Raw genomic sequence first — 15,111 nt, 5'->3', positions numbered from 1 at the left:
CGGCGGCTTTTAGGCGAGAACGGTGTCGAGGGCTTCGAAGAGCTTGCTGATCTCGATGGGCTTCGTGAGGTGCCCGTTCATGCCGCAGCGCAGGGCTTTCTGGCGATCTTCCTCGAAAGCGTCGGCAGTCATGGCCAGGATGGGAATGCGCGCCAAGCGCTCGTCGTCAAGGTTGCGAATGGCTCGGGTGGCCTCGTAGCCGTTCATGACGGGCATCTGCACGTCCATCAGCACCAGCTGGAAGTGGTCGGCACCCGAGGCGCGCAGCTTGTCGACAGCCTCTTGGCCATCGACGGCGTACTCCACGGCGAAGCCCTCGTCTTCCAAAAGGGTGATGGCGATCTCGCGGTTCAGGTCGTTGTCGTCCACCAGCAGGATGCGGCTGCCGTGCACCGCGTGCGGATGGGCGTGGGCGGCTTTCTCGGCACGCACGCGGGCCGCGCCTTCCCCCCGCGCGTCCAGGGCCAGCGTCAGCTCGATGGTGAACAGGCTGCCGACGCCCTTCTTGCTTTCCACGGCAATCGTGCCGTGCATCATGTCCACCAGGTTCTTGGTGATGGACATGCCCAGGCCCGTGCCCTGGATGCCGCTGATGGTGCTGGTGCGCTCGCGCTCGAAGGGATCGAAGATGTGGTCGACGAATTCCGGGCTCATGCCGATGCCCGTGTCCGACACCGTGAAGCGGTAGCGGCCGTAGCCCTCGGGTGCTCCGGGCACCTCTTCGACGTTCACCTTGATGAAACCGCCCGGCTTCGTGAACTTCAGGGAGTTGCCCAGCAGGTTCAGCAGAATCTGGTTGATGCGCAGCTTGTCGCAGCGCACGTTGGGATGCGCGAGACCGCTCGTGTTCACGGTGAGATACAGCTGCCGTGCGCTGGCTTCGGCCTGCACGATGCTGTACAGGTCGTCCAGCAGGTCGACGAGGCTGCAGGGCTGCTCGTCGAGGGCCACCTTGCCGCTTTCGATGCGGCTCATGTCCAGGATGTCGTTGATGAGGCTGAGCAGGTGGGTGGACGACGACTGGATTTTGTCCAGGTACTCGCGCACCTTCTCGGGCTGATCGATGCGGCTGCCGGCCAGGGTGGTGAAGCCCACGATGGCGTTCATGGGGGTGCGGATGTCGTGGGACATGTTCGACAAGAAGGCGCTCTTGGCGGCGCTGGCCTTGTTCGCCTGGTCGAGCGCCTCTTCCAGCAGGGCGCGGCGCTTCATCTCGTCGCGCGTCTGCGCATCGACGCTGCGGAAGCCCAGGACGATGTCGTGGCCCTCGGCCCAGTCACCCGTGCGCACCGCCGTGGCCTGGCAGTACTCCACGTCGCCGTCGCGCTCGGTGCGATAGTTCACGTGGATGCGCGTGGTCTCGGCCAGCGCACGTCGCAGGTTCTGGGCGCTCAGGGCCTCGCCCAGGGTGGCGCGGTCGTCCTCGTGCACGGCGCTGGCCAGGTACTCGTCGATGCAGCGTTCCAGCATCAGCGTGCCGCAGAACAGGTCGTCCAGGTGGCGCGTCTCGTCGCCGCTGACGCGCAGGGGCACGCCCTCGCCCGTGTCCAGGTTGAAGGAGCATACGATAAGGTAGTCCTCCGACAGGGCGTGGATGAGCTCCTTTTGGTGGCGTTCCTTCTGCACTTCGGCCAGCTTGCGGTCGGTGTAGTCCAGCAGGAAGCGCTGGTACATGGGCTCGCCGTCGTTTTCGATCAGCTTCACGTTGCCCAGCACATGCAGGATGTCGCCGTTGTCGTGGCGCACGCGGTACTCGGTGCTCACGGAATCGCCGACGTTCTTCAGGGTGGCGATAGCGGCGCGCAGGCGGTCGGCGTCCTCGGGCAGCACTGAGTGGGCCACCATGTCGAAGCCGCCGGCCACCAGGTCTTCCTCCGACTCGTAGCCCAGGATGTTCAGGGCCGCCTGGTTCACGCCCACCACGCGCGAGCCGTCTTGGGAGTGGGTAATGACGCCGCATTCCATGGTAGTGAAGATGGTCTCCAGCGTGCGGTTCTTCTCGACGATCTCGCCCTCGTAGGCGCGTTCCTGGGTGACGTCGATGGCTACGCCCACGGTGCCCATGACCGAGCCGTCTACATTGTAGAGGGGCGACTTGTAGGTGGTGAGCAGGCGCGTTCCATCGCCTGTCTGCACCACTTCCTCCGACACGATGGTGGATTTCGACTCCATCACCTGCCGTTCCGACTCGATGCACGCCGGGTCGTCGGCCTCCACGTCCCAGATGTAGGCATGGCCGCGGCCCTGCACGTCGTCTTTCTCTTTGTTCACGGTGGCGCAGAACGCGTCGTTCACCTTGTGGTGGATGCCGTCTTTCGACTTGTACCACACCAGGCAGGGAATGGAGTTGATGGTGGCCTCCAGGAACTGCTCGGTTTCCCAGGCGTCGGCGTCGCGGCGGCACAGGTGCTGCCAATGGGTATAGCGGTAGGTGAATTCCTGGGTCGACAGCGGCGCGATCCAGATGTCGGCAATGGCGTCGAAGAAGGCGGCCAGCTCGGGAACCTGTTCGTGGTGCGCGATGACGACCAACTTCGCCCAGTGCTTCTTGTGCTCCAGCACGGCGCCGACGAGCGCGGCCGCATCGCGATCGGTCACGTCGATGAACAGCGCCTCGGCCCGCGCCACCTCGGCGGCGTTCGGATCGTCGGTGCGGAATACCTGATGGGAAAACGGGTGCAACGGCTCTGTGGTTGCCACGATGTGGGCGCACTCGTCGGCGACGCCGACGAGGCAGATGTTAACCGGGCAGTGGTACATGCGCGCGTCCTTCGGAGGATACCGGGTTAGTTACAGTAACGTTACAGAAAGGCAACGTTTTATCTTTCGTAGTATACCAACTTTAATGCCAAGTTTATCTGGGCATTTCATCGAATGCCCGTGGGTTGTGCTAAATTTGCTATAGTGGACGCTCTTATTTGTCCCGTTGCCAGGGGGAGGTGCTCGTGTCTCGCGGTGAAACGCGCCGTCCATCGTGTTTGGGCCGCTGCCTGAAGGCGGTTTTGGCCGTGCTGGTCGCCCTGGCGGCGGTGGTGATCGCGGCGAACGCGATCACGGTGCTTTCCACCCGGGGGCAGGTGCATACGGTGGCCCAGCTGGCCGACGAGTTCGCGGACCGTCCCGCCGATGCGGTGGTGGTGCTGGGGGCCAGCGTGTACGCCGATGGACGCCCGAGCGACATTCTGGCCGATCGTCTGGAAGTGGCGGTGGACCTGTACAAGGCCGGCGCAGCCCGGGCCATCATCTGCAGCGGCGACAACCGGTCGTCCCATTACGACGAGTCGGACGCCATGAAGGCCTACTGCGTGTCCCTCGGCGTTCCCAGCCAGGACGTGTACGTTGACCACGGCGGTATCACCACCTACGATTCCATGTACCGGGCGCGTTACGTGTTCGGGGCCGAGCGCATCATCGTGGCCACCCAGGCCTACCATCTGTACCGGGCTATGTTCACCGCCGATGCGCTGGGCATGGAAGCGTGGGGCGTGGCCACCGACAAAGGCGCCTACCACAACCAGATGCAGTACAGCCTGCGCGAGGTGGTGGCGCGCACCAAGGACTTCTTCGCGGCATTGCTGCAGCTGCCCGTGGACACGGGCGGCGAGACGGTGTCGCTTTCCGAATCCGGCGACTTGACCTAAGGAGGCGACGTGCAGAGTCTTTCGACGGGGTTGAGCGCGCTGGTGGCCGACTTGGGGCCCGAGGCCGCCCAAGCCCTGAAGCGGGCGCGCAACAAGGAACGTTATCGGGCGGCGGTGGAACGTACCTGGCGCGCGCGGCCTGAGGTGGCCCGGTTCGTGCTGGAACATACCAACGGCATCTACATCGCCCGTGACGATCGGCCGCGCAAGGGGCCTGCCAAGGACCGCGACTGGTGGGTGTTCGGCATGTACCTGGACGATCCGGCGGCGCGCACCGAGGTGGACGCGTGGCAGTCGGTGCTGCTGCAGGCACTGCGTGCCGAGGGCATTACCGTCGACGAGCTGCGTTTCCTGCCGGCGAAGTGGGACATGCGCAAGCGCAAGCTGTTTCCCGTTGAAGAGGAAACGGGTGCCCACGCCGCCCGCGCAACCACGGCGGACAGTGCACGGACGGTCTGGCGCGAGGAGGACGAGTCGCGCGGGCTGGACATCGTGAAAACGGCCGCCTGCCTGGTCTTTGGAGACGTTGAGCAGGCCTGGGCCTTTCTGGAGCAGGTGCGTGGCGCGGTTTTGGATGAGGTGCTGCTGCGCGAGCCGAACGAGGCCGGATCGCGACGCGACGGCAAGGTGCAGGGCGAGAAGTGGTACTGGCTGGTGCTATACGTGGACGACGTGCAGGGCATGCAGCGCATCGTGGATGCCTATGGGGACGCCCTGCGCAGCCAGGCGCGCCGTTTGGGGCTGCGCATTCGGAAGGTGGCCGTGCGCGAGGCGCCGCCCGCCTTGGCCGGGTGCCGCAGCTTCCGGCGCCAGGGCCGCTCGGTGCCCCTGCGCAGCCTGGGGGCAGAGATGCCCTCGCTTTCCCCGGCTTCCCGATCTTAGCCGAACTGGGCGAGAGAGCTGCAGGCCTTGCGAGATATGCGCACTTCCCAGCCGTGCACGAGATCGTACACGTAGAACAGCGTGTCGTCGCGGGCGCCCAGCACGCGGCCGATGGACGCCTCGGCCGCCGAGTAGATCTTGCGGCAGCGGGCCGACAGATGGTCGTGGCCGCGGAACAGCTCGGGGTCCTCGAAGCGGCAGCTGCCGTAGCTGAAGAAGTAGTTGTGCGTGGCGTCCCAATCGAAATGCCGCGTGATCTCCCGATGCAGGTCGGCGAGCGATGCGTCGGGCTGCACGGCGATGGCGTGGGTGCGGGCGCGGGAGGGATCGGGGTCGACAAGTTCCACGACGAGCGCGATGTTCGCGTCGCCCTCGGAGCTCCGAGCGGTTCCCTGCGCGGCTGCGCGGCAATCGGCGGGAAACGGTATGATCTTCGCTGCCATGGCCCGTGCCTTTCACCTGGGTCGGGAATGGTTCGCTGCGCATTGTAGCAATTCTTTTCCCGAGTTGATGCCAAGTGGTTGAAAATGCGGCAAAAGGCGGTTTTTATCAGGGATTATAGACTGTTTACATTGAGTTAATAGGTCATGAAATTGGGGAATTGGTGACGGTTGCGGTTCGCGATGGGGCGCGGCGGGCGCGCGGTATAATCTCCCCAGCAGTTCATGATCTGACGGAGGATGGGCGTGACGCAGCGGAAAACGAGGACGACCAAGGCCGATGCCACCCGGCGCCAGCTGCTGGACGCCGCGTTGGCCGTCATCGCCGAGCGCGGGTACGCCGAGGCCACGGTGGATCGCATCGTGGAGGTGGCGGGCGTGTCGAAGGGCGTGGCCTACTACCATTTCCCCAGCAAGGCCGCCATTGCCGAGAGCATTCTGGTAGACGGCATCGGCGATCTTATCGTGTCGTTCGAGCGCGTGGCCGCCGAGGCAGTTTCGGCCACCGCCGCGCTCACGGCCATGATCGAGCTGTTTGCGGCGGTCATCTTCGAGAACGCCGCCTTCGGCCGGTTCTTCGTGGCCGAGCTGTGGCGCCCGGGGCGTGCCTGGTCGGCGGTGATGCGCGGTTACGAGCAGCGGCTTTTGGCCCTGTTGCAGGCGCAGCTCGTGCGCGGCCAGCGCGAGGGCACCGTGCGTCCCGAACTGGATGCCGCCTTTGAGTCGGTGGCGCTGGTGGGCATGGTGTTGACCACCACGCTGTACTACATCGGCGAGGAGGGGGAGGCCCACGGCACGTTGGACGAGCGCCGTCAGCTGTTCATCGCCCGTATCGTCGATTTCGTGCACCACGCTAACGCTTCCGCAGGTATGCGGGCGGGCTAAAGCCCGCCCCTACGAAATCGCGCCCGAGTGCCGGCTTCTCCGGCTTGCGACGCGCCCTTCCGGTTTGCGATGGCGGCCCTCCGTAGGGGCGGCCTTCAGGCCGCCCGGCCCGTGCCGGCGACGCGCCCTGTTTTGCGCCGGCGACCCCCTCCTCCGTAGGGGCGGCCTTCAGGCCGCCCGCCAGCCGCGCCCGACGCATAACGGTGGCGGCATCGCGGCCGTATAATCGCCATCCCCGTGCGCATTTGACCCGCAGGGGCGGCGCTTCTCGCGTGCGGGCGTGCTTTCGCGGTATGCTGGGGCGGTATCTGACCCTGGCTTTGCAGGAGAGAAGGAGCGCCCCCGTGTACAAGATCCACTGCCTGAACAACATTTCCCCCGTCGGCCTGGCCGTGCTGTCCGACGAGTACGAGCTGACCGACAACGTGGAGGAGGCCGACGCCATCCTGGTGCGCTCCGCCGACATGCACGACATGCCCATCCCCGCCAACTTGAAGGCCGTGGCCCGTGCCGGCGCCGGCGTGAACAACATCCCGCTCGACAAGTTCGCCGAGGCCGGCATCGCCGTGTTCAACACGCCGGGCGCCAACGCCAATGCCGTGAAGGAGCTGGTGCTGGCCGGCATGCTGCTGGCGAGCCGCGACATCATCGGCGGCGTGGCCTGGGTGCGCGACAACGCCGACGACGAGAACGTGGGCAAGGCCGCCGAGAAGGCCAAGAAGCAGTTCGCCGGTGGCGAGATCGCGGGCAAGACTCTGGGTGTTATCGGCCTGGGGGCCATCGGCCGCAAGGTGGCCCAAGCCGCCGAGGCCCTGGGCATGAAGGTGGTGGGCTACGACCCGGCGCTCGACGGCATCACCGTGCACGAGCAGATCTCGCCCACGGTGGAGTTCACCGACGATCTGGCCAAACTGTACCCGGCCTGCGATTACATCACCATCCACGTGCCGGCGCTGCCCGCCACGAAGATGATGATCAACGAGGACGCCATCGCGAGCATGAAGGACGGCGTGGTGTTCCTGAACTTCTCGCGCGACGTGCTGGTGGACGACGCCGCCATGACCGCCGCCCTGGATTCCGGCAAGGTGGCCGCCTACGTGACCGACTTCGCGAACCCGGCCGTGGTGAAGATGGATCGCGCCATCGTCATCCCGCACCTGGGCGCCTCCACCGCCGAGGCCGAGGACAACTGCGCTGTGATGGCCGTGGAAGAGGTCATGGCCTACCTGGAGCGCGGCGAGAAGATCCACTGCGTGAACATGTAGCAATCCGATAATGCGGGCGGCGCCTCTTGTGGAGGACGCTCTCCGTCGCCGTTCTGGCCGCAGTTGCTCGCCGATTCTGCTGGATTATGTTCTCTGTGGGGCGGTCTTTAGGCCGCCCTTTTCGCTATCCCGTCGCTTATAATAGGCGGAAAACTTCTTGGAAGGAGAAGCCGATGAGCGTTGAGCGGCCTTGCGTGTTGGTGGGCGTGACTGGATGCATTGCGGCCTATAAGGCGTGCGAGATCGTGCGTGGGCTGCAGAAGGCCGGCGCGCGCGTGAAGGTGGTCATGACCGAGCACGGCACGCATTTCGTCGATCCCGTGACCTTCCGCGCGCTCACCCACGAAAAGGTGGCTGTGGATCTGTTCGACGACCCGACCGACCCCATCCACCACATCTCGCTCGCCCAGGAATGCGACGTGTTCCTCGTCGCACCCTGCACGGCCAATGTGATGGCGAAGGTGGCTTGCGGCATTGCCGACGACTTGCTGTCCACTACCGCGCTGGCCACCACGGCTACGCTGGCCATTGCGCCGGCGGCCAACGTGCACATGTACGAGGCTGCGGCCACCCAGGAGAACATGGCCACGCTGCGCCGTCGCGGCGTGCGCTTTATCGAAGGCGATGCGGGCTACCTGGCCTGCGGCGATGTGGGGCGTGGCCGCTTGGCCGACCCGGCCGTAATCGTGCGCGAGACGCTGGCGCTGCTCGCCGACCGCGTGGGGCTGGACGCCCTGCGCGCGGCCTGCGAGGCCTACGGCGAGGTGCCGTTCGCCTCGGTGATGGACCAGATCGGCGCCGCTTGCGCGTCGACCCCTGCGGCCTCGCCCGATAGCGCCCTCGAAAGCGCATCAGCCGCCGTTTCCCCGTGTCATCCTGAGCGGAGCGCCGAAGGCGCGGAGCCGAGGGATCTCCCGATCTCTGCCGCCCCCGCGGCCTCCGCTCCCGCCGACGTTCCCCAGCCCGGGGCAGTGGCCGATGGCGCGGCTGCCATGCCCGCAGGTGCGCTCGCGGGCCGTACGGTGCTCGTGACGGCGGGCCCCACCGTGGAGCCCATCGACGCGGTGCGCTACATTTCCAACTACTCCTCGGGCAAGATGGGCTATTCCATAGCCGAGGCCGCCGCGGCGGCCGGGGCGCGCGTGGTGCTGGTGTCGGGCCCCGTGTCCCTTCCCGCGCCGGCGGGCGTTCAGGTGGTGCCCGTGAAGACGGCCCGCGACATGTTGGCCGCCGCCTCCGAGGTGTTCCCCGTGGCCGATGCCGCCATCTTCTCGGCCGCCGTGGCCGACCTGCGCCCGGCAAACCCGGCCGACCGCAAGCTGAAGAAGGGCCGCGACGATGCGGCGCTCGCCAACGTGCCCCTCACGGAGAACCCCGACATTTTGGCCACGCTGGCCGCCACCAAACGGCCTGGCCAGTACGTGGTGGGCTTCGCCGCCGAGACCAACGACGTGCTCATGAACGCCCACGCCAAACTCGTGAAGAAGAACGCCGACATGATCGTGGCGAACCAGGTGGGCGACGGGCTCGCCTTCGGTACCGACAACAACGAGGTATGGCTCGTCACCGAGGGCGACGATGTGCTGCTGCCCCTCATGAGCAAGCGCGATGTGGCCCAGCGCCTCGTAGAGGTGGTGGCCGCGCATCTGGGCTGACGCTCGATGCGAAGCGCGGTATTGGAGCCAAGTGCCGAGATCGTCTTGAGGTCCGATGACCTTTCTTGTCGAGTCGACGTTCAATTTTGCCGTCGAAAATGCGTTTGTTAGCAATGGGCTGCGAGGCGAGCGCTGTTTTCAGGTGCTCGAACGCTTAGGTGTGCAGCGTTTTGCCAGTATAGGGTTGCGACGGCGGTTGATTGGCCTTTGCGCAATCGGACGGATTGCTAACAAACGCAATTTTCGGGACATATTTCGGTGCCGTCTCGTCAAAATACAACCATCGCAGGTCATTACGCTTCCGTAAGCCGCGGTGGGAATTTCCCGAAAGCGCTCCCTGGTCGGGGCGCTTTCGCTATTATGGTGCCCGAAGGAAACGCGCGAAGCGGAAGGAGCGGCCATGCGCGTACTGTTAGTGGAGGACGACGGCGCCATCGTGCGCACGCTGACCGATCTTCTGGTGGGCGAGGGGTTCTCGGTTACGGCCGAGGCGACCCAGCCAGCAGCCCAGCAGCGCCTGGCCGCCGAGCGCTTCGACATCGCGCTTCTGGATGTGACCCTGGCCGAGGGCAACGGGTTCGCCGTCTGTGCCGCGGCCCGCGAGGTCGCGCCCGATATGCCCGTCATCTTCCTGACGGCCTCCGACGACGAGTACTCCACCGTGGCGGGGCTCGACATGGGCGCCGCCGACTACATCGCCAAGCCCTTCCGCGCCCGCGAACTGGTCTCGCGCATGCGCGGGGCGCTGCGGCGCACAAGCCCTGCCGAGAACGTGCTGGCCGTGGGCGACGTGCGCCTCGATGTGACCTCGGGTGCGGTGACGCGGGACGGGGCCGAGGTGTTCCTCTCGGCGCTGGAGTACCGGCTTCTGCTGTACTTTTTGCAGCATAAGGGCAAGCTCGTCACCCGCGAGATGCTGCGCGACGCCGTGTGGGACAGCGCTGGGGAGTACGTGTCGGACAACGCCCTGAACGTGTACATCAAGCGCCTGCGCGAGAAAGTGGAGGCCGATCCGTCCGACCCGCGCGTCATCGTGACCGTGCGCGGGCTCGGCTATAAGGTGGGGGAGTAGGGGCGATGGTGCGCATTCGGCGGTCGGAAACAGTGCGGCCGATGGAGCGCGCCGCCGTGGCGCGAGGGGGCGAGTAACGTGGGCTCCGCATCGACCCTGCTGCGCCAGTGCGCGGCCATGGCGGCAGTGGTGGCCGTGCTTATCTGGGCGGCGCCGACGGATGCGAAGCTGTGGGTGGCGGCCACGGGCGCGGTGCTGATCGCGTTGTTTCTGGGCATCTCGCTGTACCGACACCGGCAGATCCGCCGCCTCGCCGCGGAAATCGACGAGGTGCTGCACGCGGGCCGCGCCGTGGGGTTCTCCAACTGCCGCGAGGGCGACGTGGCGGTGCTCGCCAACGAGCTGGGGAAGGTGGTGGCGCGTCTGTCCCGCATGAGCGAGATGCTGGCGAGTGAGAGCCGCGCCTTGGCCGATGCCCTGGCCGATGTGTCCCACCAGATTCGCACGCCGCTTACAGCCATCGCGCTCATGTTGCCGGTGGTGGAACGCGCCGACGATGCTCGCGAGCGCAAGCGCGCCGTGCGCGAGCTGGAGGCCATGATCGAGCGGGTGTCGTGGCTGGTGACCACGCTGCTGAAGATCGCGAAGGTGGATGCCGGCGCCATGCACGTGGAACGCCGCGAGGTGAGCGCCGCCGATGTGGTGCGCCGGGCGGTGGCGCCCCTGGCCACGGCCATGGACCTGCGCGACGTGAACCTGGTGCTTCAGCTTGACGAGGCTGCCACCTTCCAGGGCGATGCGCCGTGGACCGCCGAGGCCGTGGAGAACATCGCGAAGAACTGCATGGAGCACACGCCGGCCGGCGGCACGGTGACGGTGGCCGTGCGCGAGGACGCTCTGGCCACCACCATCGTTGTCTCCGACACGGGCCCCGGCATCGCGCAGGAGGATCTGCCCCACATCTTCGAGCGCTTCTATCGGGGAAGGAGCGCGGGCGCGGTGGCGCTGGCGCCTGAGGAGACGGCCGAGGGGGTGGCGATGCAGATTGCTGCTGAGGGGGCCAGTCAGGTTGCCGTTGCCGCCAGCGCGGATGCGGCCGGTGACGTGCGCCAGCCGGCCGGTTTCGGCATCGGGCTCTCGCTGGCTCAGGCGTTGGTGTCGGCCCAAGGCGGCACCCTGCGCGCCGCCAACAATCCCGAGGGCGGCGCCCGCTTCGAGATATCCTTCCCCAAGCTGGTGGTATAGGGCGTCGTGTTCGCTAATGTTCGAAATTTAGAGCATTAAGTCCGTTAATGCTCCAAATTTCGAACATTAAGCTTTTTAATTACAGCATCGTAATGGGCGCGTTAGGGGTGCGCAAGAAGGCGTGCCCATACTTGTTCCGTAGATTGGGAGACCAGGAGAAGAAAGGCATCTGGCATGGACATCTTGACGGTCAGCCACTTGACGAAGATCTACGGAGAGGGCGGTACGGCCACGCGCGCTTTGGACGACGTGTCGTTTTCCGTGGCCGAGGGCGAGTTCGTGGCCATTGTGGGCTCGTCGGGCTCGGGCAAATCGACGCTTCTGCACCTCATCGGCGGGGTGGACCGCCCCACGTCGGGGCACGTGTTGTTGAACGGCGCCGACGTGTACGCGCGAAGCGATGAGGAGCTGGCGGTGTTCCGCCGCCGCGAGGTGGGGCTGGTGTATCAGTTCTACAACCTGGTGCCGGTGCTGAACGTGGTGGAGAACATGACGCTGCCCGTGGCCTTGGACGGCCGCGTGGTGAACGAGGACCGCCTTGCGAGCTTGGTGGGACGCCTGGGGCTTTCCGGTCGCGAGGGGCATCTGCCGAGCCAGCTTTCCGGCGGCCAGCAGCAGCGCGTGGCCATCGGGCGCGCGCTCATGAACGCGCCGGCGGTGGTGCTGGCCGACGAGCCCACGGGCAACCTGGATACGCGCAACAGCGGCGAGATCATGCAGCTTCTGCGCGATTCCAACCGCGCGTTCGGCCAGACCATGATCGTCATCACCCACGACGAGGAGATTGCGCTGGCGGCCGATCGCATCATCGCCGTGGAGGACGGCCGCATCGTGCGCGACGAGAGGATCCGCCGATGAACGCCATGGCCAACTTCACGGTGAAATCACTGCGCGCCAACCGGGTGCGCACGCTGGTGACCATCGCGGGCGTGGCCTTGGCCGCCGCCCTGCTCACGGCGGTGCTCACCACCTACGCCTCGCTGAACGACTTCCTCTACCGCATGGAGGCCGAGCAGTCGGGCACGTGGATGGCCTGCGTGGAAGCGCCGGGTGGTGCCGCCACGCAGGAGCGGATCGATGCCGCGGCGGTCGACCCGTCGGTAGCGGCCGTAGCCACGCTGCGCGATGTGGGCTTCGGGCACCTGACGCCCGAGCAGCAAAACGTGCTGGGCGCCTACGTGCCCGTGCGCGCGGCGACCGGCGACGTGGGCGCCATCTGCGGCATCCGGCCGAGCGAGGGGCGGCTGCCCGAGAACGAAAACGAGGTCATGTTGTTCGCCACGTGGCAGAGCTATGAGAACCTGGAGCTGGGCGACGAGGTCACCCTGGACGTGGGCCGGCGCGTGGCACGGCTTGCCCCCGGCGAGGAGGGCGAGCAGGTCCACGGCGAGAAGGAGCTCGGCTGGGGCGTGAACGACGGTGAGGGCGTGGAGAGCGTCATCGAGGACGGCACGCCGCTCGACTCGTCCATGGGCGTCTTCGACGCGGCCGCGGACGGCGGCAAGTTCAACGAGGAGCTGGTGGATGCCGAGAAGCGCACCTTCACGGTGGTGGGCTTCTACGACAGGGCCGGCTATGCGCTGTCCACCGGTGCGGGCATGACGGCGCTCATCGGCCCCGGGGCCGCCGGCGCGGATGCCTTCACCGATGTGTACCTCACGCTGAACGATGTCGCGAGCGCCCAGGACGTGTCCGCGCAGGCCGAGGCGCTGTTTTCCGACGACCATATCGTGCTGCACACCTCCATGCTGCGCTACATGGGCATCTCCGACGGCGCGTCGCTGTGGTCCACGTTCTACGGCATCGTGGCGGTGCTGGCGGGCGTCATCGTGGTGGCGTGCGTATCGCTCATCTTCAACGCCTTCAACATCTCGGTGGCCGAGCGCATCAAGCAGTTCGGGCTGCTGTCGTCGGTGGGTGCCTCACGCCGGCAGCTGCGCCGCGCGGTGGTGCTGGAAGGGGCCCTGGTGGCGCTCGTGGGCATTCCGCTGGGGCTGCTCATCGGCCTGGGCGGCTGCGCGGTCACCTTCGCGTTCATCGGCCCCATGATCGCCACGCTCTCGGGCGCCGAGGACGTGCCCTTCACCCTGGCGGTGAACGGGGTGGTGCTGGCCCTGGCGGCGGCGCTCACCTTCGTGACGGTGCTCGTGTCGGTGTGGATTCCCGCGAAGCGCGCGAGCCGCACGAACATCATCGACTCGCTGCGGGCCCAGGGCGCAACCCGCGTCTCGAAACGCGGTGAGAAGGCGGCGGCGCGGGCGGCGGCCGGATGCCGGCTGTGGCAGTCGCGCGGGGTGTCCGGGCGCCTGTACGGCATCGGCGGCACGCTTGCCCGCATCAACCGCAAGCGGGGCACGGGGAAGGGCCGGGCGGCATCGGTGTCGCTGGCGCTGGCCATCGTGCTGCTTATGACGGCGGGTTCCCTGAACGTGTTTCTGGGCACGCTGGCCGATGTGGTGAGCGGGGGCGCCGAGGCAGCCGGCCAGGTGTCGGTGACGACCCAGCTCATGGCCGTGACCCCCGGCGAGGCCGACGGGGTTGCGGAAGGCTCCGCGGGCGAGGGCGCGGTCGAAGGCGACGACGGGACCGCGGCCGATGGGAATGCCGCCGCGGCGCCGGGCGCGGAAGGTGCTGCGACAGGCGCGGCGGGTGCGGAAGGCGCTGCTGCCGGGGTCGATGCGACGGCCGACGATGCGGCGCCCATCACGCCCGAGGCCCTGCTGGCCGAGGACAACGCGCGCCTTGCCGACGAGGCCGCCGTGTTCGCGGAGGCCTTCGACGCTCTGGGTGCGCTTCCGAACGCGAGTGCCGTGGGCTGGAAGCTCTCAGGCGATGCGAACGTGGTGCTTCCCGCCTCCATGGTGGGAGAGGCCTTCATGAGCGAGGACGGTCTGGCGGGCGGCGTGATGGCCGACGGGCGCTACGGCACCGTGGCCTCCCTGGTCTATTTGGACGATGCCTCCTTCGACGCCTACGCGCGCGAGGCGGGGCTTAATCCCGCCGACTTCCGCGACCCCGCGCACCTGCGCGCCATCGCGCTCGGCCAGGGCTACGGCAACAACGGCTCCCTCTACCAGCTGCTCGACGTGCTGCGCGAGCCGGGTACGGTGGACGTTATCGCGTCGGCCACCTACCAGGGTAGGCCCGTGGCCGGCATCGGCATGAGCGTGGAGCTCGGCGCCGATGGCGCGCTGCAGTTCGCCTTCGTGCCCTACGCGCCCATGGGTTCGGATGACACCCTCTCGAGCCTGACCATGGCCGACGTGGAGGTGCAGACGGTCTCGCTCGAGGTGGCCGCCGTGGTGGACGAGACGCCCCCGGTGGTGGGCGGACCCGGAGCCGGCCTGCAGCTCATCGTGCCCATGTCTGTGGCCGCCTACCAGGGGTTCGGCAACACCGATCCGGTGTTCTACGGCTACTTCGACCCGACCGATGGCGATCATGCCGCCCTGGCCGAGGAGTTGTCGAGCGCGGGCGGCGAGTACTTCCACGATGTGGAGGGCTACGAGCCCACGTTCTACTCGTACAACGATTTCATCGCCGAGCAGGACTCCACCCAGATGCTCGCGATGGTGGTGAACGTGTTCTGCCTGCTGTTTACCGTCATCCTGGCGCTCATTGCCATGGCGAACGTGTTCAACACGGTGACGAACAGCCTCATCCTGCGCCGGCGCGAGTTCGCGGTCATGCGCTCGGTGGGCCTTTCGAACCGCCAGTTCCGCCGCATGATCGCCGAGGAGTGCATGAGCTTCGGCATTGCCGGCCTGGTGCCGGGGCTGCTCATCTCGGCGCTGGTGGCGTGGCTTCTGTGGGCCGTGGTGACCCAGTCGATGAGCGGTTTGGGCTTCACACTGCCCTGGGGCTACGTGGCGCTGGCTGTGGGGCTCACGGCGGCGGCCATGGGCATCTCGGTGGCCTACGGCATGCACCGCTGCCGCGCCGACAGCGTGGTGGAGGCCCTGCGCGCCGACGCCGTGTAGGGCCTGTGGCTGCTGCACAGTGCCGCGCAACAGCCGCACCGGTCGCTGAAACGTGGGGTGTCTGGAACCGGGAAGGCTCCAGGCACCCCTTCTGCCATCGGGGCTG

The 15,111-nt window shown here is 66.9% G+C and carries 11 protein-coding genes; 9 read left to right on the top strand and 2 right to left on the bottom strand.

Going from position 1 to position 15,111, the window contains the following annotated elements:
- Window positions 1-9: 9 nt before the first annotated feature.
- The gene (locus tag VIN30_RS09995) at window positions 10-2,760 is read right to left on the bottom strand and encodes a PAS domain-containing hybrid sensor histidine kinase/response regulator (protein ID WP_338211285.1); all 2,751 of its coding nucleotides are present in this window, start codon (window positions 2,758-2,760) and stop codon (window positions 10-12) included.
- Between the two features lie 185 nt (window positions 2,761-2,945).
- On the opposite strand from VIN30_RS09995, the gene VIN30_RS09990 reads away from it, so the two are divergent.
- Both VIN30_RS09990 and VIN30_RS09985 read left to right on the top strand, forming a co-directional pair.
- On the top strand, window positions 2,946-3,641 hold the full coding sequence (locus tag VIN30_RS09990) for a SanA/YdcF family protein (RefSeq protein ID WP_338211282.1): 696 nt from the start codon (window positions 2,946-2,948) through the stop codon (window positions 3,639-3,641).
- A gap of 9 nt (window positions 3,642-3,650) precedes the next feature.
- Window positions 3,651-4,523, top strand: coding sequence for a hypothetical protein (locus tag VIN30_RS09985; RefSeq protein WP_338211280.1), 873 nt, complete (start codon window positions 3,651-3,653; stop codon window positions 4,521-4,523).
- Here the strand turns inward: VIN30_RS09985 and VIN30_RS09980 are convergent.
- Window positions 4,520-4,966: an IS1096 element passenger TnpR family protein gene (locus VIN30_RS09980; protein ID WP_338211278.1), complete on the bottom strand. Its 447-nt coding sequence runs from the start codon at window positions 4,964-4,966 to the stop codon at window positions 4,520-4,522. The two genes, VIN30_RS09985 and VIN30_RS09980, sit on opposite strands and share 4 nt — an antisense overlap.
- A gap of 243 nt (window positions 4,967-5,209) precedes the next feature.
- Here VIN30_RS09980 and VIN30_RS09975 point away from each other — a divergent pair, with 243 nt between their 5' ends.
- The 7 genes from VIN30_RS09975 (at window position 5,210) to VIN30_RS09945 (ending at window position 15,005) form a co-directional block, all read left to right on the top strand.
- The gene (locus VIN30_RS09975; RefSeq protein WP_338211276.1) at window positions 5,210-5,848 is read left to right on the top strand and encodes a TetR/AcrR family transcriptional regulator; all 639 of its coding nucleotides are present in this window, start codon (window positions 5,210-5,212) and stop codon (window positions 5,846-5,848) included.
- A 344-nt stretch (window positions 5,849-6,192) separates the two neighbouring features.
- Window positions 6,193-7,113, top strand: a complete 921-nt coding sequence (locus tag VIN30_RS09970) for a 3-phosphoglycerate dehydrogenase (RefSeq protein ID WP_338211274.1) — start codon at window positions 6,193-6,195, stop codon at window positions 7,111-7,113.
- A gap of 173 nt (window positions 7,114-7,286) precedes the next feature.
- Window positions 7,287-8,768, top strand: a complete 1,482-nt coding sequence (locus VIN30_RS09965) for a bifunctional phosphopantothenoylcysteine decarboxylase/phosphopantothenate synthase (protein WP_338211272.1) — start codon at window positions 7,287-7,289, stop codon at window positions 8,766-8,768.
- A gap of 400 nt (window positions 8,769-9,168) precedes the next feature.
- Complete coding sequence (locus tag VIN30_RS09960; protein WP_338211270.1) at window positions 9,169-9,840, top strand: response regulator transcription factor; 672 nt, start codon at window positions 9,169-9,171, stop codon at window positions 9,838-9,840.
- 78 nt (window positions 9,841-9,918) lie between these two features.
- On the top strand, window positions 9,919-11,025 hold the full coding sequence (locus VIN30_RS09955) for a sensor histidine kinase (protein ID WP_338211268.1): 1,107 nt from the start codon (window positions 9,919-9,921) through the stop codon (window positions 11,023-11,025).
- 174 nt (window positions 11,026-11,199) lie between these two features.
- On the top strand, window positions 11,200-11,883 hold the full coding sequence (locus VIN30_RS09950) for an ABC transporter ATP-binding protein (protein WP_338211265.1): 684 nt from the start codon (window positions 11,200-11,202) through the stop codon (window positions 11,881-11,883).
- A complete protein-coding gene (locus tag VIN30_RS09945) occupies window positions 11,880-15,005 on the top strand; it encodes an ABC transporter permease (protein ID WP_338211263.1) in 3,126 nt (1,041 codons plus the stop codon). Before VIN30_RS09950 ends, VIN30_RS09945 begins: the two co-directional genes overlap by 4 nt.
- Window positions 15,006-15,111: the final 106 nt, after the last annotated feature.

The organism is Adlercreutzia wanghongyangiae, from assembly GCF_035989245.1.
GTDB classification, from domain to species: Bacteria; Actinomycetota; Coriobacteriia; order Coriobacteriales; family Eggerthellaceae; genus Adlercreutzia; species Adlercreutzia wanghongyangiae.
The sequence above is the reverse complement of the archived record's forward strand: the minus strand, read 5'-3'. Positions and strand labels throughout refer to the sequence as shown.

Coding starts and splice junctions, on each gene's coding strand:
- VIN30_RS09945 (WP_338211263.1), top strand. CDS start 11,880: ATGAACGCCATGGCCAACTTCACGGTGAAATCACTGCGCGCCAACCGG.
- VIN30_RS09980 (WP_338211278.1), bottom strand. CDS start 4,966: ATGGCAGCGAAGATCATACCGTTTCCCGCCGATTGCCGCGCAGCCGCG.
- VIN30_RS09950 (WP_338211265.1), top strand. CDS start 11,200: ATGGACATCTTGACGGTCAGCCACTTGACGAAGATCTACGGAGAGGGC.
- VIN30_RS09965 (WP_338211272.1), top strand. CDS start 7,287: ATGAGCGTTGAGCGGCCTTGCGTGTTGGTGGGCGTGACTGGATGCATT.
- VIN30_RS09960 (WP_338211270.1), top strand. CDS start 9,169: ATGCGCGTACTGTTAGTGGAGGACGACGGCGCCATCGTGCGCACGCTG.
- VIN30_RS09995 (WP_338211285.1), bottom strand. CDS start 2,760: ATGTACCACTGCCCGGTTAACATCTGCCTCGTCGGCGTCGCCGACGAG.